At 32.7% G+C, this 18,335-nt stretch carries 25 protein-coding genes and 1 pseudogene; 24 read left to right on the forward strand and 2 right to left on the reverse strand.

What is annotated here, in order from left to right:
- Positions 1 to 155 (reverse strand): transposase (locus tag BM260_RS18880; RefSeq protein WP_139219875.1); only part of this gene is annotated, 155 nt, incomplete at its 3' end.
- Positions 156 to 207: 52 nt separating this feature from the next.
- Between BM260_RS18880 and BM260_RS18135 the strand changes: the two are divergent.
- From BM260_RS18135 to BM260_RS00080, 15 genes and pseudogenes are all read left to right on the forward strand, one after another.
- A pseudogene (locus BM260_RS18135) lies at positions 208 to 306 on the forward strand (DUF2441 domain-containing protein); the annotation flags it as partial.
- Between the two features lie 215 nt (positions 307 to 521).
- Positions 522 to 806 carry a TIGR04104 family putative zinc finger protein gene (locus BM260_RS18885; RefSeq protein ID WP_093533766.1) on the forward strand — a complete coding sequence of 95 codons (285 nt, stop codon included), beginning with the start codon at positions 522 to 524 and terminating at the stop codon, positions 804 to 806.
- 188 nt (positions 807 to 994) lie between these two features.
- Positions 995 to 1,858 (forward strand): nucleotidyltransferase domain-containing protein, encoded by an 864-nt coding sequence (locus tag BM260_RS00015; RefSeq protein WP_093535623.1) that lies wholly within the window; start codon positions 995 to 997, stop codon positions 1,856 to 1,858.
- 53 nt (positions 1,859 to 1,911) lie between these two features.
- Positions 1,912 to 2,616: a DUF5694 domain-containing protein gene (locus tag BM260_RS00020; RefSeq protein WP_175496129.1), complete on the forward strand. Its 705-nt coding sequence runs from the start codon at positions 1,912 to 1,914 to the stop codon at positions 2,614 to 2,616.
- Positions 2,617 to 2,632: 16 nt separating this feature from the next.
- Positions 2,633 to 3,076: a hypothetical protein gene (locus BM260_RS00025; protein ID WP_093533768.1), complete on the forward strand. Its 444-nt coding sequence runs from the start codon at positions 2,633 to 2,635 to the stop codon at positions 3,074 to 3,076.
- Between the two features lie 400 nt (positions 3,077 to 3,476).
- Positions 3,477 to 3,836 (forward strand): hypothetical protein, encoded by a 360-nt coding sequence (locus BM260_RS00035; RefSeq protein WP_093533772.1) that lies wholly within the window; start codon positions 3,477 to 3,479, stop codon positions 3,834 to 3,836.
- A gap of 70 nt (positions 3,837 to 3,906) precedes the next feature.
- Complete coding sequence (locus BM260_RS00040) at positions 3,907 to 4,617, forward strand: response regulator transcription factor (RefSeq protein ID WP_093533774.1); 711 nt, start codon at positions 3,907 to 3,909, stop codon at positions 4,615 to 4,617.
- Positions 4,614 to 5,549, forward strand: a complete 936-nt coding sequence (locus BM260_RS00045; RefSeq protein ID WP_093533776.1) for a sensor histidine kinase — start codon at positions 4,614 to 4,616, stop codon at positions 5,547 to 5,549. Before BM260_RS00040 ends, BM260_RS00045 begins: the two co-directional genes overlap by 4 nt.
- A 107-nt stretch (positions 5,550 to 5,656) precedes the next feature.
- On the forward strand, positions 5,657 to 6,580 hold the full coding sequence (locus BM260_RS00050; RefSeq protein ID WP_093533778.1) for an ABC transporter ATP-binding protein: 924 nt from the start codon (positions 5,657 to 5,659) through the stop codon (positions 6,578 to 6,580).
- On the forward strand, positions 6,573 to 7,262 hold the full coding sequence (locus tag BM260_RS00055; protein WP_093533780.1) for an ABC transporter permease: 690 nt from the start codon (positions 6,573 to 6,575) through the stop codon (positions 7,260 to 7,262). The genes BM260_RS00050 and BM260_RS00055 overlap by 8 nt, the downstream gene beginning before the upstream one ends.
- Before the next feature lie 149 nt (positions 7,263 to 7,411).
- On the forward strand, positions 7,412 to 7,726 hold the full coding sequence (locus tag BM260_RS00060) for an ArsR/SmtB family transcription factor (RefSeq protein WP_093533782.1): 315 nt from the start codon (positions 7,412 to 7,414) through the stop codon (positions 7,724 to 7,726).
- Positions 7,727 to 7,813: 87 nt separating this feature from the next.
- Positions 7,814 to 8,242: a DMT family transporter gene (locus BM260_RS00065; protein ID WP_093533785.1), complete on the forward strand. Its 429-nt coding sequence runs from the start codon at positions 7,814 to 7,816 to the stop codon at positions 8,240 to 8,242.
- 12 nt (positions 8,243 to 8,254) lie between these two features.
- Complete coding sequence (locus BM260_RS00070) at positions 8,255 to 8,719, forward strand: DMT family transporter (RefSeq protein WP_093533787.1); 465 nt, start codon at positions 8,255 to 8,257, stop codon at positions 8,717 to 8,719.
- A 502-nt stretch (positions 8,720 to 9,221) separates the two neighbouring features.
- Positions 9,222 to 9,491: a hypothetical protein gene (locus BM260_RS00075; RefSeq protein WP_093533789.1), complete on the forward strand. Its 270-nt coding sequence runs from the start codon at positions 9,222 to 9,224 to the stop codon at positions 9,489 to 9,491.
- 157 nt (positions 9,492 to 9,648) lie between these two features.
- Positions 9,649 to 10,074 (forward strand): hypothetical protein, encoded by a 426-nt coding sequence (locus tag BM260_RS00080; protein ID WP_093533791.1) that lies wholly within the window; start codon positions 9,649 to 9,651, stop codon positions 10,072 to 10,074.
- A gap of 179 nt (positions 10,075 to 10,253) precedes the next feature.
- Here the strand turns inward: BM260_RS00080 and BM260_RS00085 are convergent, their stop codons facing one another.
- Positions 10,254 to 10,733, reverse strand: a complete 480-nt coding sequence (locus BM260_RS00085) for a hypothetical protein (RefSeq protein ID WP_093533793.1) — start codon at positions 10,731 to 10,733, stop codon at positions 10,254 to 10,256.
- Between the two features lie 1,073 nt (positions 10,734 to 11,806).
- Here BM260_RS00085 and BM260_RS00090 point away from each other — a divergent pair.
- The 9 genes from BM260_RS00090 to BM260_RS00120 all read left to right on the forward strand — a co-directional run bounded on the left by BM260_RS00090 (position 11,807) and on the right by BM260_RS00120 (position 17,686).
- A complete protein-coding gene (locus BM260_RS00090; protein WP_245762591.1) occupies positions 11,807 to 12,352 on the forward strand; it encodes a DUF5412 family protein in 546 nt (181 codons plus the stop codon).
- 83 nt (positions 12,353 to 12,435) lie between these two features.
- The gene (locus tag BM260_RS00095; RefSeq protein WP_093533795.1) at positions 12,436 to 12,840 is read left to right on the forward strand and encodes a hypothetical protein; all 405 of its coding nucleotides are present in this window, start codon (positions 12,436 to 12,438) and stop codon (positions 12,838 to 12,840) included.
- A gap of 138 nt (positions 12,841 to 12,978) precedes the next feature.
- Positions 12,979 to 13,134 (forward strand): hypothetical protein, encoded by a 156-nt coding sequence (locus tag BM260_RS18255; RefSeq protein ID WP_175496130.1) that lies wholly within the window; start codon positions 12,979 to 12,981, stop codon positions 13,132 to 13,134.
- 242 nt (positions 13,135 to 13,376) lie between these two features.
- Positions 13,377 to 13,898 carry a GNAT family N-acetyltransferase gene (locus tag BM260_RS00100; RefSeq protein ID WP_093533797.1) on the forward strand — a complete coding sequence of 174 codons (522 nt, stop codon included), beginning with the start codon at positions 13,377 to 13,379 and terminating at the stop codon, positions 13,896 to 13,898.
- A gap of 181 nt (positions 13,899 to 14,079) precedes the next feature.
- Entirely contained in the window at positions 14,080 to 14,628 is a 549-nt protein-coding gene (locus BM260_RS00105) for a serine hydrolase (RefSeq protein ID WP_093533799.1), read from the forward strand.
- Positions 14,629 to 14,811: 183 nt separating this feature from the next.
- On the forward strand, positions 14,812 to 15,195 hold the full coding sequence (locus BM260_RS00110) for a topoisomerase (RefSeq protein WP_245762592.1): 384 nt from the start codon (positions 14,812 to 14,814) through the stop codon (positions 15,193 to 15,195).
- 190 nt (positions 15,196 to 15,385) lie between these two features.
- On the forward strand, positions 15,386 to 15,526 hold the full coding sequence (locus BM260_RS18260) for a hypothetical protein (protein ID WP_175496128.1): 141 nt from the start codon (positions 15,386 to 15,388) through the stop codon (positions 15,524 to 15,526).
- 135 nt (positions 15,527 to 15,661) lie between these two features.
- Positions 15,662 to 17,407 (forward strand): M3 family metallopeptidase, encoded by a 1,746-nt coding sequence (locus BM260_RS00115; RefSeq protein WP_093533801.1) that lies wholly within the window; start codon positions 15,662 to 15,664, stop codon positions 17,405 to 17,407.
- A gap of 57 nt (positions 17,408 to 17,464) precedes the next feature.
- Positions 17,465 to 17,686 carry a hypothetical protein gene (locus tag BM260_RS00120; RefSeq protein WP_139219877.1) on the forward strand — a complete coding sequence of 74 codons (222 nt, stop codon included), beginning with the start codon at positions 17,465 to 17,467 and terminating at the stop codon, positions 17,684 to 17,686.
- The last annotated feature ends 649 nt before the right edge of the window (positions 17,687 to 18,335 follow it).

Below are 18,335 nucleotides of genomic sequence, written 5' to 3' on the forward strand. Positions count from 1 at the left end.
AACCCTTTTTCACCCTGTACTTCAAATAATTTCACCCAAGTAATGACTTGAGATTTAGCTACGCCAATGCTTTCTGCAATAGTTTGATAGCTTTCATTTCCAGTTAAATAGCGTTTTACGGCTTGTAATTTAACTTCTAATGTATATTTAGACATAAAAACACCCCGTAAATGTTAGTTGGTGTCTAACATTTACGGGGCAGTTCAAAGAGAATATTGGAGGGGAAATATGAACAATGAGTTACCAGAACTCTTAATAGACGGAGAAATAGAAGTGGTTGAAATCATAGATGATTTTACTGTATAACACCCATATTGTTTGAATATGGCTAACTCTTAAGGGACTAATGAATTAGCTCATTTAAAAGAGGTATTATTGAAAGTGTGTTGAAATAAGTAATATGTAATTGAATTCTGATTTTTTGATGGATAAGGCGTGATTTTTACCGTGATAACCAAAAGAAAGAAGTTGATTAAGGAACTCTAGAGTAAAATAGGTTGATAATAGAAAGGAATTATATTATGCAAAAGTGTAATAACTGCAACTTTCCGTTTAAATGGGGCAAAATTTACAAATCTATCATGTGGTTTTACAAGCCAATTCAATGTGAACAATGTGGGACTGCTCATACGATATCTTTTTCCTCAAGATTTCTAGCATCTTTTATGGTACTTCCAATACCAATTTTCGGTCTAATTTTGTCGCCCTCTGAAAATGAATATATAAATGTTTTAATAGGTATTTGCATTAGTTTTGCATGCTCATTATTAATACCATATTTCGCTAAATATGAGAATAATACATAATAAATTTAGAGTTGTGAAAACCTAAAAGGAAATGATTTATTGTCTACATATTGAGCTATTAATACATTTCTCGGCTCTGTTCAACCAAAGTAGCTGCTTATTTGAATAATATTTTTTTGTTTTTATGAATTTTTATAATATTAAATATATTGAATATTTTATAGGGGAATAGGAGCTGTTTATTAGTGATGGAATTTATAAGTAGACATTTAGCTAGAGATTTATCATTGCCAAGACATCGTGATAGCCTCATGGCAAATGCTTTAAAAGATTTAATATCAGATACTAATGTGCTGGCTATTTATCTAGCGGGTTCTTTGGCTAGGCGAAACTATGATAATTATTCCGATATTGATATACATATAATAGTTACCCCTGAGAGGAAAGCCGATTATATAAAGGATAAACGTCATAGAGCAAAAAAATGGGGGGAAGTGCTGTTTTATGAAGACTTTAATCCTTCTTCGCCGGTAGTAGTTACTCATTATGATTCCTTTATAAAAGTAGATAGCTGGTATCATTCGCCTGCAGAAGTTGTAGCTTCCATCTGGTTAAAAGGATATAAAGTTCTCTATGATCCAAATAATATTATTAACAAAACCATCAAGGAATCATCATACGAGGTATATAAACCGTCATCTGACGAAGTTATTTTGTGGAGAGGAAAACTTCTTGCTTTCATACATGAAATATACAGATCGGTAATGAGGGGAGAAATATATTACGCTTTATCTAATTTAGATAGAGTACGATGGCTAGTTGTTTATGGATGGTATTTGGAGATGGAGGAACATTTAGATAGTGCATACGGTGTTTGGTCAAAAATAGAGGGGAAAAGAAGTAAATTAAATGAAAAACAGTTAGCTCTTTTAGAAAACTGGGATTGTGGGCGTTATCCGGATCAAATTATGAAAACAATGGTTAGTATGGTTCCAGAAATCCTTCGACTAAATAAATATCTAAGTAATCAAGTTAATATCGAAGAAAATGAAGACCATATTAAAAAAATTATAGAGATGGCAGTACCTTATAACTTACCCAAAAACGATTAGTTTGCTTTACATACATTAATAAGTAATATCCTAACCAAAAAGGAGTGGTATTAGTGAAAGAGAATAAGCCAAGTGTTTTAGTGCTTGGAACTTTTCATATGAGTGAATACGAAGAACTACATTCACATAAACGACAAGAGGAAATGGAAGAACTAATCAATCAAGTAGTGAAGTTCAAACCAACTAAAATAGCAGTTGAAATGGTAGCCGATATGAACGATAGTTTAAATATTAAATATAAACAGTACAGATTTGGGAATTATAACCTAGAGATGAACGAGATATACCAAGTGGGCTTTCGCATAGCTACAAGATTTGCGCATGAACAGCTCTATGCAGTAGATTGGATGGGTAAAGCTGATCTGAGTTATGTTGAAATGGAGAAGTGGTTAAATGAAAACCAACCCGAACTTTACAAGGAAATATTTGAAGGGTTATATTTTCCGGAATTTACGACTAATAAAAGTGTCTTGGATTATTATAGAGAACTCAATGAACCTACCTGGTTAAATCAATTACATAAGGTATATTTAAATATGTCACGTATAGGAGACTTCGATAATTATATTGGTATGGAATGGTTGAGTTGGTGGTACAAACGAAACTTAATTATTTATTCTAATTTAACTAGATTAGTAAGTTCAGAAGACGATAGGATACTATTGATTGTTGGTAGTTCTCATAGCTCTATCATTACAAAGTTCCTGGAAGAAAGTGAAGCTTTTAAGATCGAAAACCCTTTGGATTATCTTTTTTAAAGGAAAAGAGTAGAAAGTGAGTGGTGTGAATATGCTTGACCGAAAATTATTTGCTGCATTTTTTACTTCGGTAATTTGCTATTTCATTGTGCCGCTCTTTTTCGATTATTCTTCTGAATCTTATTTTGTTATAGGATTGTCTGTGAGCATTATTACAGTACCGATACTTTTCGTGGTGGGTATACTTTCTTCATTAGCATTCGACTCAATTAACTTTAGTAAAAATATTGGTTTGTCTTATTTAATACATTTAGGATGTGCCATACTTTGTGCTTTCGTTTTTTCTTTAACAGCTACAGGAGTTTTGTTTATTGCTATACTTATCTCGTTTGTTTACGCAACAATCTTTTTCATTATCGATAATCTAAGTAGATATATAGAAGGACTCGCAAAGAACAAGGGGAAATTAAAAAGGGCTGTTGAGATTTCAGCTCAAGAAGGAGACTCAAGAAAAGACTAATAGGCGGTGGCTTTATGTTTAAGAAAAGTATTGAATACTCTTTAATGTATTTTGTAGTATCTACTCTTTGGCAATTAGTTGTAAATGGTGAAATTAGATGGATAGATAATATTATGATTTGTATTATTATTTTTCTGATTTTAATGATTTATGAGTGGTCGAAAAAACCTTATAATTGGAATAAGGGTAAACAATGAATAATTTTTTTGAATTTAATGGCAGTTTTTCAGCTATTTATTAGAGGTTAAAGGAATATGAAATAATTTGTAGAATATTATCTATAATGATTAAATAATGTAATCGTGCGTATTAGAGAAGACAACTCTAATACGCTTATTTATTGAGGAAGAGTTCCCCTTAAGTTATGGACTTAGAAAGTATACGGTGGGAGGGATTAATAATGACAACGTATAATAAAGCATTCAGACTTATTATAAAGAAAAACTTTATGTTACTAATCATATCTATAGCTTTGTTGGTGGTCACATTGGGATTTTGGGTAGGAATTCCTGTTTTTGTAATTGGGAATATACTTTCTAAGTTTAATATTCCTGTTTTCATTCATATTGTTTGTATATCGATTTCAGTAGGTTTATTTTTTTCCTTATATTTTATTCCATTCCATTTAAAAGTTGCTCATTTAGTTGGGAAGATGAAAAATGAAAGTACCATAAAAGCATTCGGTCGTTTGCAGCTAGTATTTGTACTATTAAGTGCAACAGCATTTTATGTAATAATTAATGTAGTTCTTGTTCTATAAGGGAAGTAATTTACTCGATATTTGGTATTCTGTAAATAGTAAAAAATATATACGATGGGGATGGTATTTTTTGAATAATAATATTTTGATAGTAGAGGACGATCATTATATCAGCAATATGATTAATGAGACTTTAACAAAACAAGGCTACAACGTAACTGCAGTTTTTGATGGAGAAGAAGCATTAAAAGTATCAGATTCGCACAACTTTGTTCTAATTATACTTGATCTGATGCTCCCTAAAATAGATGGAATGGAATGTTTGAAAATCATTAGAACGAAGAGTATGGTTCCCATTCTAATCATGTCTGCAAAGGGCGAGGATGTAGACAAAGCACTCGGACTTGGATTTGGTGCAGATGATTATATATCAAAACCGTTTTCCATCATTGAGTTAGTTGCAAGGGTCAATGCGATTATTAGAAGACAAGCTCACTATACGAAAATTACTGATCTAAATAATGAATCTAGCAATGAAATAATTACAATTGGCGATTTGACCGTTGATATGAATAACTTTTCTGTGAAAAAAAATAATGTCGATTTAAAGCTAACTTTAAAAGAGTTTAGTATTTTAAAACTGTTTATAAGCAAACCTAACCAAGTTTTTACTAAAGCTCAAGTTTATAGCCTAGTTTGGCAAGATGACTATTACGGTGATGAAAATATTATCAATGTACATATAAGACGCCTTAGAGAAAAAATTGAAGATGAACCTTCTAAGCCCAAATATATCAAGACATTATGGGGGATTGGTTATAAATTAGGGGAGGTAACATGACTTATTTAATACTAATATTATTAGCAATTTCTATATTTTTTAATATATACTTCCTGCGAAGTCGCTCAAAAAAGAAGAATGACATCATTTACATGGAAAAGAAGCTACAAAAAATTACTTCTGACAAAACCGATGAAAAACTGATGCTATACACGAGTGATAAACAGATCCAATCTCTATTAATACAAATAAATAGCCTATTAGAACATAATCAGAAAACAGTCGCGGATTTTCATGGGGTAGAAAGATCGATGAGAAAGATGCTCTCAAACGTTTCTCATGATTTAAAAACTCCTCTAACAGTTATTCTTGGTTATATAGAAATTATATTAAATGATAAAACAATTAGTCCTGTAAAAATGAATTCCTTACTCCAAACAATTAATTTGAAAACAGTGGAAGTACTCGATTTAATTTCTCGTTTTTTTGAACTTGTTAAAATTGAATCTGAGGACAGTAACTATGAAAACTCCAAAATTGATTTAAATGAGGTTTGTCGGAAAGTAATACTAGAATACTATGAAATACTTACCACAAAAGAATTCGAAGTGTCTGTTCAAATCCCTGAAGAGTCAACGTATGTCTGGGGAAATATAGAAGCGATTGAACGTATACTTAATAACTTAATTTCAAATTCGATTAATTACGGAGCAGAAGGTAAGATGATAGGTCTTAAACTTACAAGTTTAGATGATTGTGCATACATAGAAGTCTCTGATAAAGGAAAAGGGATTAGCGAGCACGATAAAGATCGTGTCTTTGAAAGGCTTTATACAATGGAGGATTCTAGAAATAAACTCTATCAGGGTAGTGGAATAGGATTGACGATTACAAAAAGATTAGTGGAACAAATGAACGGAACTATATCTGTAAAAAGTATCCCATTTCAACAGACAACCTTTACTATCCAATTAAAACGATTGTCTTTTTAATAGGTTGTTTGAATCCGTACATAGCAACTTAAGATTTTTGTAAGAAACGAGTAAGAAAAAAGAGATTTTCCATGTTTACAATAGAAAATAAGAGAAGGAGGGGAAACATGACCTATATTATTCAAACAAATCATCTAACAAAAGATTTTCAAGGCAAAGCAGTCGTTTCCAATGTGAATCTGCATGTAAAAAAGGGAGAAATTTATGGCTTCTTAGGTCCCAACGGTGCTGGTAAAACGAGCATCATGCGAATGATTATGAATTTGATCAAACCAACTAGTGGCGAGGTAGTCATTTTTGATGAAAAATTGACATCATCATCTTATGAGATACTAAAACGAATGGGAAGTATTATTGAGTATCCTATTTTTTATGATCAGTTAACAGCCGTTGAAAATTTAGAGCTACACTGTGAATATATGGGCTACTATAACAAAAATGCCATTAAGTCGGCTTTAGATTTAGTGAAGTTGAAAGAGTATGAAGGAAAGGCCGTAAAGGATTTTTCGTTAGGTATGAAGCAGCGACTTGGAGTAGCTCGAGCTATTGTAACGAAACCTGAAATTCTAATTTTAGATGAGCCTATAAATGGACTAGATCCGGAAGGTATTAAGGAATTTCGAAACCTTTTTCAAATGTTAAGTAAGGATTATGGAATGACATTGTTAATATCCAGTCACATCCTAGGGGAGATTGAGCAGATTGCCAATACAATAGGGGTGATTAAAAATGGAAAGCTTATAGAGGAAGTATCAATGGATCAGATTAGACTTCAAAATACCGAGTATATTGAGCTAAAAACTAATGATGTTAAAAAGGCTGCATTTGTAATCAATGAAAATCTGAGTATTTCTAACTTCAAAGTACTAGATGATTCCACAATACGTATTTACAACTTAGAAATACACCCAGGTGAAATAGCCAAAAAACTCGTGTTAAGTGGTGTATTAGTAGAATCTATTAACAAAAAAGACAATACGTTAGAAGACTATTTTTTAAAGCTGATCAATGGAGGCGTAACCCATGATTAAACTTATTAACTTGGAGATAAAGAAGTTCAAATTGATAAAATATTGGAAAGGTGTGCTCGGAGCTAATCTGGGGTTCGTTATATTTATCGGTATGGTTTATTTTTTGAATAAGGTCGAAGAAGAAATACCTTTTGAAAATTTTGAAATGGCTTCAACTATTATTTCTGCAGTTGTAAGTGCAACTTTCATCATTTTCGCATCGGTAATCCTTGCAAAGTTAGTAATTGATGAATACAAAAATAAATCAATCGACTTAATGTTTACGTATCCTATTAGCAGAAAGAAAATTATGTCCGCAAAACTAATAATTGTAATGGTGTTTACCTTTATGACCGTATTGTTTTCGACACTATTTTTGAATGGACTTGTCTATATAATGGATGTCACTTTTGATATTTTGCCAGGAGATATTAGTATACAAGAGCTCATTAATAGCGTGTGGAAAAGCTTTTTCATCGCTTTCGCTGCTGCAGGCTTAAGTCTTATCCCATTACTAATTGGGATGTTGCGAAAATCTTCATCAGCCACAATAGTCTCTTCCATATTTTTAGTGACATTGACAAGTTCGGTAAGTAATAACTTCACATTCTCTTCAGTCATGACAGTTTCCATTTCACTAGCTTTGTTAGGAATAATTATAGGTTGGCTATCTATTAGAAATGTAGAAAAAACAGATTTATAATAACTGAGAAATACAAACAGTACGTTAAAGTTAATAAGAGTTATAATATAGGAAAATAAGCTTGGATCAGTATTTCCATGCTAAATTTTCCTATTTTTATTTTTGGATAGTGATTTGACATATCGAGAAAAGTCGATATACTATTTCTTATGGATTATATTGATGTATTTAAAGCTTTATCTAACGAAACACGTCTCAATATTTTACAGTGGTTAAAAGAACCAGAGAAGCATTTCCCTAAACAAGGCGCTCACATACCAAAGGAGGTTAGCTTTAAAGGCGGAGTATGTGTAGGGGACATACAAGAAAAAGCCAAAGTTTCTCAATCTACGGTATCTCACTACTTAAACTTAATGCAGAAAGTAGGTTTGCTGGAATCTGTTCGTTATGGTCAGTGGACTTATTATAGAAGAGACGAAGAAGGCATTCGTCAGTTAGCTGAATATTTTAGAACGGAAATCTAAGTTAATCTGATTTTCGTTATTTTTTTCTTTTTAATATCGATAATTCTAGATATCTAAATACAACGAAACGTTCGGAGGAGTTAAAATATGCGTTATATTGCATATATATTTGCGTTATTTGCAGGAGTAGCCCTTAGCTTTGAAGGTGCTATTTATGCTGAGCTAGGTAAAAACATAGGGAAGCTAGAAACCAGTTTTTATAATTTTTTTATGGGTTCGATTATTCTTGGTCTACTATGGATATTTTTTGGTAAAGGTAAAATTTCACATGTAGTTGAAGCGCCAAAATGGACTCTACTAGGTGGTGCATTAGGAGTCGTATATTTAACAGCTATTGTCATTAGTGTTCCGTTTGTTGGAGTTGGAATAACGATGGTTGCCGTTATTCTAGGTCAATTATTAATGAGTATGGTTATTGAGCATTATGGTTGGCTCGGAAGTAAGAAAGCCAAAATTAATAAGGAAAAAATATTTGCTGTGATATCAATGGTTATCGCGCTTATTTTAGTTAACTAGGAGGCTTAAAAATTGAGTATATTTATGATTCTTTTTACTTTACTTGGTGGGATTACATTGAGTGCACAATCAGCTATAAATGGTACATTTAGCCGGAAAGCAGGAACAATTGAAACAACTTTCCTAACCTTTTTAACTGGTTCTATGTTTTTAGCTATCCTTATTCTCTTCTTTGGACAAGGAGATATATTTGCCATCTTCAAAGCACCTGTTTGGCAATTAAGTGCGGTATTTTTAGGAGTATTATTTCTTTTGTTTAATGTCTTTGCAGTTCAAAAAATAGGAGTTATTGCAACCAGTATTACTGTTATCACAGGACAACTAATGATTGGGGTTGTAATTGACCATTTTGGTTGGTTTAACAGTTTAATCATTACACTTGATATGAAACGTTTGTTAGCTTTACTGTTTATGATTATTGCCTTATATTTTATCTATAAGGGAAATAAACGCTCTCATGAAGAGGCAACTGAATAATAATATACTAAATAAAAGTGTCCCAACTATTGCTAACGTTGGAACACTTTTTATTTATATTCTTATGAACCAGGCTGCTGAGTATTTTAGTTTTTTAGTATTTTCTAAAATTAGGACATGTAGAAGGAAGATATTCATTTGCATTCAAGATTAAATATAATTGATATTATCTGGACCATTCTGATTTTCGGAATTACCTCGATTTTCATCATAAATCGATTAATCGTTTGGGGTTTTTTTAAAAGTAAAAGGAACAATTAAATCATATAGAAGAAAAGTTGTAGGGGTGAATTAGTTTCAATCGAGGTAATAAATTATTTCCATTGGTATTTATCAAGATATCCTGGTGATGAAGCTATTGAAAACTATAGAATAACAGAAATTCGCTATAAAATGGAACCTCTAATCGTTTCAATCGTATTAAAGGAACGCAGCAGTTTAGTTTAAGAAAGGACTAGATATTTGAGGTGAAATATAGAAGGTCTAAAGGGGGAAAAGTTGAATGAATAAGAGTTTACAGGCATTTTCGATTATCTTTTTAGGTATATGTATTGTTATTAGTTCTTGGTTCATATCTGAGGCTTTGAAGACTAATAATAGTGAAATTGTTGAAAGTCAAAATGAAAAAGTACAAAACGAAAACCGTTACGAACATATAATGATAGTTACTGACTATTTTAGAATTTTTGATAAACAAACAGGCGAATACTGGGAACAAATTGGTGGCGGAGATTGGGAGAAAAATACACCTATATTAAACCCTAACAAGTAATTACATCTCTAACGGGCACTTTACTTCAAGAAGGAGTAGAGCCTTTTTTCTTATTGAACTATAAGTAGGTGTTTTTGGGGAAATACGGAAGTATTTGTTATAGCGCAGATTATTCCAAGTTCAGAGACAGAATTATTATTAAAAGGGAGGTAGAAATATGATTACTAAAGAGGTCTACGAACAAATTCAGAAGAATAAAACACATTTTCTCCTGTTTAATTCCGTCGTGCTATTTGCATTTGGTGCAGCTTTCTTTCCATTAGTCATCCCAATGACAGAAGGTTTTTCACTGTATTTTTTTTCTATATATATAATTGTGTGCTTCTATGTTAGTAGCATTTATATCGGGCTTTATCAAAAATGGATTAAAGTATTTATTTCTGTATTACTTATAAATAGTGCTGGTCTAATAGGAAGGGTAGCATTGGAATGGGGAGAATATGGTATTTCTACATATTTAACATTTCCAATCGTCAGTAGTTATATTCTATCTGTACCATTTTTCGTAACTGTTTTGTATGTAATGATAAAAAAAGTACAACACAATAAAAGACAGTTAGATACAAGTAACGGGTTCGGTTGATGGGGAGAAAAAACCTAAAAGCAATCTAAATAACAAGCCCATTAACAGTAAATTAGCAATATAAATAGAAAGCAAAAACGCTCAGAAGTTATATCTGAGCGTTTTTCGTATATTTACTACCTTTTTTCATCTAAAGCCTTCGTCAGTACAATAAAAAACAGAATATAACTGACAAACTATTAATTAAGCTTCATTTTTTTGAGCAATTCTAAGAAGCTTTGGATTAACAATCGTGCTACTGGTGTGGTTAATGGAAGTAAAACGAATGCATATACTAACCCCCAAAACCAAGTACCCTCAAAATTCACGCTTGTATATCCACCCTCAATAGGAGTAATAAAACTTCCTCCCCTTACAACCCATTCTCCGAACAAAGCGCCAATTGTTCCACTGTATAAAGTTACAAAAAAAGCAGATAGCAGACTTATTAACCAAAGTTTTTTGTTTGAAACAGTTTCTCTTTTGGCGAAGTATGCTCCCAATATCATAAAGGTTACTATAAATGGAACAACTGTTGCATAATATAACCAACTCTCGCCTGTTAAAGACATAATTCCACCAGCCATTGCCTGTGCAAACATCATAAATACCAAAGATATAAAAAGCGAGAATATAAAGCCAAAAATAAAACCAATGAAAACTCCTTTTGTAATTTTCATAACGATGCTTCACCTCACATTAAACTTTAGATGTTAAAATCACCCATTAAATAACTACTTAACTTCAAATTATGGATGGCTGTTTTCTCGAACTACAAATATATTTTAACATAAATTTCCTATTTCCCTTAAAGAAATAAGTTAATACATTAATTATCCATTTCGCTCCTCTTTTAGCACTAGTTTCAACAATGCCACATAAATTTATGTTGTTCCTAAAATTAGTATGCGAATTGATTTGCTGATTTGGGTGCTGAACATCCCAAATGCTGATATATCAATATTAATGTACTTAAAGGTGGATATGAAGCACGTTTGTGTTACATCACCACCAGCTGAAGTCTAAATCTCACTAAACCTCAACCATTAAAAATAGGGAAATCCTTGTCGGTATCATCTTTAGTAGTTGATATGACAGGGATTTTTATTTGTTAACTATTCTTTTGATGGTCCCGACTGGTGTCGAAGTAGTGCCCCCACCTTGTAGTGGTGGTTTTAGTTAGAATGGCATCATTTAGGCACCGGCACTGATTACCCTTTTTGAGACAGGAATAAAACCCCTATATTTAGCCATTTTACGGTATTGAATCAGTGATTGGCTCTTTGGTTTCATTTGAATCATTGATTACGTGACTGATATTGTTGCTCTGTTCCATTTAGGTCAGTGCAATTTTATTTATGTAGAGTAGAGAGGTTTTTAAACTACGGTGGATTTACTACAAGAAGGATTAACGCAAAAACGACGGAAAATGGACCAAAAAGGAGAAATAAAGGAAGAGAAAGCTGTTTTTTGAACGAGTGGAACTAAAAAGAGTTTGGAGAGAATGAACAATAAATAGGAACGTTGATTCTGATTAAAGGGATTAACGTTCTTTTTGTTGAACTTATTAAACTAATGGATCAAAATACAATGAAATTGATTTTAGTAAGACCTATAAATAGGTAATCAAAAACATTTGTTAGAGGAGATTGTGAAACATTTCACTTAAACTAACGCAGCAGTTTAGTTTAATAAGAATGTTGCGAAACTTTTCTAATGAAATGAACGTTATGTACTAGAGGGGTGGGATAGTATGAGTAATCTGGAAAAACGATACAACTTGTGGGCATTTTATTTAATACTTATTTGTTTAGGAGTAGCATTCTATTCATTATATTCCAATATTAAAAACACTTGGTTAATTTCACCACCAAATTACATTCTCTTTATAATTAGTGTACTAGCCTTTATTTTAGGCATTAAAGGTCTTAAAAATAAGAGAAGCTGGCGGACAAAAACAAGAAGTTGGTTAACGGTAACCTTGTCGTCGTTGTTATCTATCGCACTTTTTTTAGCACTATTGTTTACACTCTTTTTTTCTTCATTTGGATCAAATGAACTTATAAAGACGGTGAGTTCTCTAAATAATAGCTATACCATAGATTTCTATCGTTGGGATGCGGGAGCAGCGGGAACATTTGGGGTAAGAGGAGAATTGAATGGACCACTTTGGTTTAAAAAGAGAATTTATTATGAAAAAAGAACTGAAAACGTAAATGTTGAATGGAAAAGCAATAATGAAGTTTCGATTAACAATCGTATTTTGAAATTAAATGAAGGCGAAACTTTTGGATATTAATGTTTCTTAGCAACAATCTACTTAAACTAACGGGTAGCTTTACTTCAATAAGAAAATGTAAATTTGAAAGGGGACATATAAGTTTGATTGATTATTTTGAACGTAAAATTAGATTAAGAGACTTTGAAGTGTGGGATGTTCGAATTAGGGACCAACAATATACTTTAGTCATATTAGATGAATTTCGACCTGCAACATTTGAAGATTTTGAAATGCCAGAGCTAATTTATGAAGATGATGACCAACGTGCAAACTTTGTCTCAGCTGTATATTTCTCTGATGAATCTGTTAAAGATGAACATAGAGAAAAACTCGGTGAATTTGCACGAATGCTTACAGAACATTTAGCATTGGCACATTGTGAAGTTATTATAAAGATGTATCAAGAAAACCCTGAAAAAGCGATAGACCGAATTATGTTAACTAAATACGGTTTCAAAGACTCCGATATTCCTTTAGAAAAGCTGTGGCACTTTAATCAAGAATAGAGTTCCTACTTTTTCACTAACGGGTGCTTTAGTTAAACAAGTGGCTGCCTGTTATGGTAGCTTTTTTTATTGAACTAACGCGGCAGGTTAGTTCAACAAGAATAAGTAAAATTGTACAATCAAAGGGAGCCGAATATATTGAAATCATTTTTTTTGTTTCTATTTGTTTTAATTGGTTCGTGGTGGATACTGTCAGCAATTACGGGAGAGTATGAAATAGAAAATATAATAGGTTTGCTACTTTTCTATCTTGCCGTCAAAATAGTTATCCGTGTGTGGAAAGAAGTAGATTAATCCTTTATATCATGAGTAACAGGCTCTTATTGAATTATGGGTGAAGTTTCGGCAATGAGTAAGTCCTTTTTCAACTAAGGAGTGCTTTACTTCAAGAAGGAGTAAAGCCTTTTTTCTGATTGAATTAAAGGGGCAGATTAGTTTAACTAGCAGGTATTCCTAAGTAGGATGCCGAATGATTAATTAAATGAGTAATTTTGAAGAGAAAGAGATCTTGAACGCGTAGGAGAGGAGATAAAAAAATGATTGAATTACGAAAGATAACCGGGGATAACATAGATGAAGTGATAGCACTTGAAGTTGGAGAAAAACAGAAAGAATTTGTATTAGAAACTACCAACCTCAGATGCTTTGCAGACGCTCATATGTTGAACGAAGACGGTATACCAGCGACTCCACTAGCCATTTATGCTGATGAAACCATAGTTGGATTTTTGATGTTTATTTACGATACGATGGATCATGAATCATTTGAAAATGAAGTTTTTTATGGTAAGAAGAGTTATTTTATTTGGCATAATATGATTGATAAAAGTCATCAAGGAAAAGGATATGGCAAGCTTGCTTTTGAAAAAATGTTGATGGATATTGAAACTATGCCATATGGGGAAGCAGAATATGTAAACCTCTTTTATCATACAGATAATGTCATAGCTAAAAGATTATACGATTCATTTGGTTTTGTAGATACAGGCATCATTCAGGATAATTCGATGTTGGCGATTAAAAATCTAGATGGGAAGATAACAGAATTATTAGTATAATAGGTTCTCTAGGAAAGAAATGTAAGCTAATTTAACTAATGGATGCTTAGTTAAACAAGTGGTTGCCTGTAACTTAGTTGAACAACAAGTTTACAGGGCTAATAATAAAATGAAAAAGATTGTAAGTGGGGTTCAGAAATGGAGAAAGTTCTTGAAAAAATAATCGAATTAGAGTCAGGTAGTGTATCCTCATTTTCAAAATAGAGAAAACTTGGCACTCCGAGATGCGGTAGAAGTGATGGTAGCCTGTCATGATAGCTTTGTCGCCGATAGAATTGTTCAATTTAGCGGTGGATGGGAGATGATTAACCAAAAAGTAAAATCCTATTTTAAAAACATCAATATTACTAGAAATCCCAGTGCCTTAGAAAACAATGGTGAATTGAGTGAGATGTTTGAACTATTACGATTAATATATCAAGGGTACAAAACTAATCCTGATCTATGGACTCCAGTTATTAATGGTTTAGTTAGGCAACGAGGTGATATAGAAGGTATACCAAGACAATTCTTAAATCATATGACTGGTGGATTAGATAATGTTGTAGTTGATATTGGGATAATGGGTGAGTTTTCTAAAAATCCATTATTATTTGTTTTGGGGGCCAAGGATTTACCAAACCGAAATAAAGAGAAATTAGCAGATGAAATAATCATTGATGCAATGAAACTGATCTATGATGAATATTGCAATCAAGAAGTTAGTGAGGAAAATAAAAAGTGTATCTAATTAATAGCGCTTATTCAACTAACAAGGTGCTTTATCAAAGAAGGATTAAAGCCTTTTTCTTTTTGTGTAATAAAGGGGTAGTTAATGTTTAAATTTTAAACTTTTCCCAGTATATACTGTCAAACTGACGTATGGAGAATTGTTGTGGATTATGCATTTTGTTTTTGAAAGGGGAATTTAGAAATGATTAAACAAGTTATAATTTCAGGAGTTGTATTTAGTTCAATTTTATTAGTTGGGTGTAATGGAGAGACGGAAGTGGAAGTTTTAGATGATTCAAAAAATGTGGAAAATGAGGAAATTTTATCATCAGAAAATATATTTCTTTCAGAATTAAAAGATGAAATAACCATATCTATTGCAGAACAAACAGCAATTGAGGCGGATTCAATGATGTTAGAAGGAAATCTTAAAGAACTTTCTGTATCAGTAGGTTTCCTGAAGGATGTAAAAGTTGATGATACGTTGATTCAACAAATAGTTGAAGATTCTATAAAGAAAGTTTCTGAAACAGAAAACGTAACAATTAACGAAGAAGATATAACAATAAAAATTGAGAAATACTAACGCAGAAGTTTTTAAGTATACAATCGAGAGGATTGTAATACATAAAGAAATTAAATGCTCTTCAGAAAACTCGTAGCAACAGGTTTTAACTGCTTTTCTTCTTATTACCCACCGTACAAAGAGCTCTATTCAAAAAATGGTATGATTTTAAAAAAATATTGGACAAAGGGAAGTGAAAATGAGGTTTTGTATGAGTTTTGGTGATACAAATTTTATTGGAGTAGCGAACGCCGATAAATACAAATCATTCGTAGATGAAGATTGGGAGCTAGATAGTCTCTTGCCACATTTTGGAGACGAGATAAAGCTCTATTTAATCCAAAGTTTTTAAATGTAATTTGTTTTATTCATACACACGTAATAGAGTGCTAAAATTGTCAATAGTTAAATAATATATTTCGGAATTTTATGGTAATCTGATAAGGCAATAGTTTTTATTATAATATAGACATGGGGTGGAAGGGATATGGAGACATCTAGTTTAATCACTCGCTGGAATTTAAGTTCACTTCAATATGAAACAGACGTAAAAAAATTTAAAAATCAGATGGGCATGGTTAAGGAAAAGTTACTTGAAATCGAGAAGGAGTCAAATTTAGCTGTTTTAAGGGATAGTGAAGTCCTAAAACTTTCGCAATTGATCAGTCATATTGAATCAGCCGAATCTTTTTATTACTGCTTGACTACTGAAGATATTGAGCCTTCCCAATTAACCTCTGTCATCGGAATTATCTCAACCTTAAAATCACAAGTTTATTCTATTGTTACTAACTTAGAAGAACGAGTCAACGAAATGAATGAAACACAACTTACACAGTGGATAAATAATACCAAACAGATGAATTTACTTGCAGAATTAGTAAACAATCGTAAAAAGAATAGTAAGCAGGAAAAGATGATTTCAAACTTTTCTAGGGAAACCCTAAGCGGTCTTGAAGACCTTTATAGTCAAGTCCGGAACAACTTAAAAGTAGAAATTGGTCATGCCCACGTAAAGAAAGAAATCTCTTTTGCCGAAGCGATGGAACAAGCTTTGGTACATCCAGAGCAGAATGAAAGGCTACATGTGTTTACTGAACTGAATAGAACCTTGGAAGCACAATCGAATATCTTTGCTTCAATTTATAACCAAATGGTCGGGATTAGACTTCATGAAAACAAACTCAAGAAGATAGATTACCTTGATGAATCCCTCAAATTCAATGGCATAACAAGTCAAACACATGATGCCATGTGGTATGCAGTGGATAACAATATGAAAGGGCTTTCAAGTTATTTTAATAAGAAGGAAGTCGAAACTGAAAAAATGTCATGGCATGAGTTGATGACTTCATCTCAAAATGTTTCTTTTTCGGTAACGTACTCACAGGCTGCTGATGAAATCATCAATTCACTTGCTACTATTGACAGCAATATGAGCGAGTTCGTGAAAGAAGCTCTTACAAAAGGATGGATAGATGCAGAGCCACGCAAAACAAAATCATCCGGTGGATTTTGTGCGCCTTTTATTCAGGAAGGGGAATCACGGATTTCATTAAGTTATGACAACACCATAGATAGTGCCAGAAGGCTTGCACATGAATTGGGACATGCATGGCACTTTAAACAGATGCACGATACCCCTTCGCTACGGTTCACAGATGATCTATTGGAAATGACAATGGCGGAAACATCTTCCATCTTTTTTGAGACAGTGTTCACCAATCATATGCTTCAAAAGGCAAATGAAGCCTCGGTCAAAAAAGCGATTCTGGGACCGAAGATTGAACGCAGCCTGAATTACCTGATGTCAATCAGAGGAGCCTACTTATTTGAAAATGAGTTTTATCAATATCGAAAAGAAAGCCCTTTGGATGTTCGACAGATAGAAGAACTTTCACTTATATGTCAGGAAAAAGCGTATGGAAGCAGTTTACGTGAATATGAGCCTTATGTCTGGACGAAATACGTGCAATTTTACCAGGCAACGATTCCGTTTTACAATTATCCCTATTCGTTCGGGTTTTTATTTAGTATCGGTCTTTTGGAACGAGCGAAAGAAGATGAACATTTCAACTGGAAATTTAAGAGCTTCTTGAGTGAAACGGGAAGACTGCCACTGGAACAATTGGTAAAAAACCATTTCCAAATCGATCTTTCTCAACCAGAATTTTGGCAACGAGCCGTGCAAAATGTAGTCCGAGATATTGAGCAGTATAAAGGGCTCTCCTAAACATTTATCTAAACCCTTTGTTGGGAAGTAGCAGACAAAGCAAATGGCCTAATCTAAATGGCAAGAGGGGATATGTTAAATGCTAAATGCGGGACTTTCTCTTACTGCTATATTCGGGTTGTAGGTATTGCTAGTATAGGTGGTAAACTTGCCGTAAAAGGAAGTAACGCACTAGAGGAAGCTCAGGATGCGAGAAAAGCGGTAGATAATGTCATAGATGGAACTAAGGGAACGGACAAGTTGGAGCAAAGGATAGAACCAATTCGTATAAATGATTAATAACCCTAAGGTTTCGCATAAGGGGTATTTTTGAAATATACTTTTAAAACGACTTTTTTAGGAGATATTCGCAATATATTATGGAATGGTTATTAATCCTGTGATTACCCCTTCAAAAAATATGGATAAATTCATTGAGTTTTTTGCAACAGTTGTTGATGTTGAAATTAAGAAAAAGGTTTTATACATACCTTCAGGTTATTCTGATATGGAAATTAACTGAAGGTGGAGATGATATATAGATAGACTGTGTTGATATTAGGAGATGAACTTGAATGGATATAAACACTTACTATCGTTTTGAGACAGGAATAAGCACCCCTATATTGTAGCCAATTGAAGGTATTGACTGTCAATTGGCTGTTTGGTTTCATTTGCATCACGGATTAAGTGAGTGATATTGTTGCACTTCCCTTTTTTGAACGAGTGGAGCCCTAAAAAAGGATTCGAGAGAACGGGTGAACTAAATAAGAGCGTTGATTCTGGATTAAAGGGATTAACGTTCTTTTTGTTGAACTTATTAAACTAATGTATCAAAATACAATGAAATTGAATTTAGTAAGACCTATAAATAGGTAATCAAAAACATTTGTTAGAGGAGATTGTGAAACATTTCACTTAAACTAGTGCGGCAGTTTACTTGAATAAG

The sequence above is a fragment of the Psychrobacillus psychrotolerans genome (assembly GCF_900115805.1).
Taxonomy (GTDB): Bacteria; Bacillota; Bacilli; order Bacillales_A; family Planococcaceae; genus Psychrobacillus; species Psychrobacillus psychrotolerans.

Coding starts and splice junctions, on each gene's coding strand:
- BM260_RS00090 (WP_245762591.1), top strand. CDS start 11,807: ATGAGTAATCTGGAAAAACGATACAACTTGTGGGCATTTTATTTAATA.
- BM260_RS00075 (WP_093533789.1), top strand. CDS start 9,222: ATGAATAAGAGTTTACAGGCATTTTCGATTATCTTTTTAGGTATATGT.
- BM260_RS18260 (WP_175496128.1), top strand. CDS start 15,386: ATGAGTTTTGGTGATACAAATTTTATTGGAGTAGCGAACGCCGATAAA.
- BM260_RS00080 (WP_093533791.1), top strand. CDS start 9,649: ATGATTACTAAAGAGGTCTACGAACAAATTCAGAAGAATAAAACACAT.
- BM260_RS00045 (WP_093533776.1), top strand. CDS start 4,614: ATGACTTATTTAATACTAATATTATTAGCAATTTCTATATTTTTTAAT.
- BM260_RS00110 (WP_245762592.1), top strand. CDS start 14,812: ATGATTAAACAAGTTATAATTTCAGGAGTTGTATTTAGTTCAATTTTA.
- BM260_RS00120 (WP_139219877.1), top strand. CDS start 17,465: ATGGCAAGAGGGGATATGTTAAATGCTAAATGCGGGACTTTCTCTTAC.
- BM260_RS00060 (WP_093533782.1), top strand. CDS start 7,412: ATGGATTATATTGATGTATTTAAAGCTTTATCTAACGAAACACGTCTC.
- BM260_RS00065 (WP_093533785.1), top strand. CDS start 7,814: ATGCGTTATATTGCATATATATTTGCGTTATTTGCAGGAGTAGCCCTT.
- BM260_RS00115 (WP_093533801.1), top strand. CDS start 15,662: ATGGAGACATCTAGTTTAATCACTCGCTGGAATTTAAGTTCACTTCAA.
- BM260_RS00035 (WP_093533772.1), top strand. CDS start 3,477: ATGACAACGTATAATAAAGCATTCAGACTTATTATAAAGAAAAACTTT.
- BM260_RS18885 (WP_093533766.1), top strand. CDS start 522: ATGCAAAAGTGTAATAACTGCAACTTTCCGTTTAAATGGGGCAAAATT.
- BM260_RS00055 (WP_093533780.1), top strand. CDS start 6,573: ATGATTAAACTTATTAACTTGGAGATAAAGAAGTTCAAATTGATAAAA.
- BM260_RS00085 (WP_093533793.1), bottom strand. CDS start 10,733: ATGAAAATTACAAAAGGAGTTTTCATTGGTTTTATTTTTGGCTTTATA.
- BM260_RS00050 (WP_093533778.1), top strand. CDS start 5,657: ATGACCTATATTATTCAAACAAATCATCTAACAAAAGATTTTCAAGGC.
- BM260_RS00100 (WP_093533797.1), top strand. CDS start 13,377: ATGATTGAATTACGAAAGATAACCGGGGATAACATAGATGAAGTGATA.
- BM260_RS00015 (WP_093535623.1), top strand. CDS start 995: ATGGAATTTATAAGTAGACATTTAGCTAGAGATTTATCATTGCCAAGA.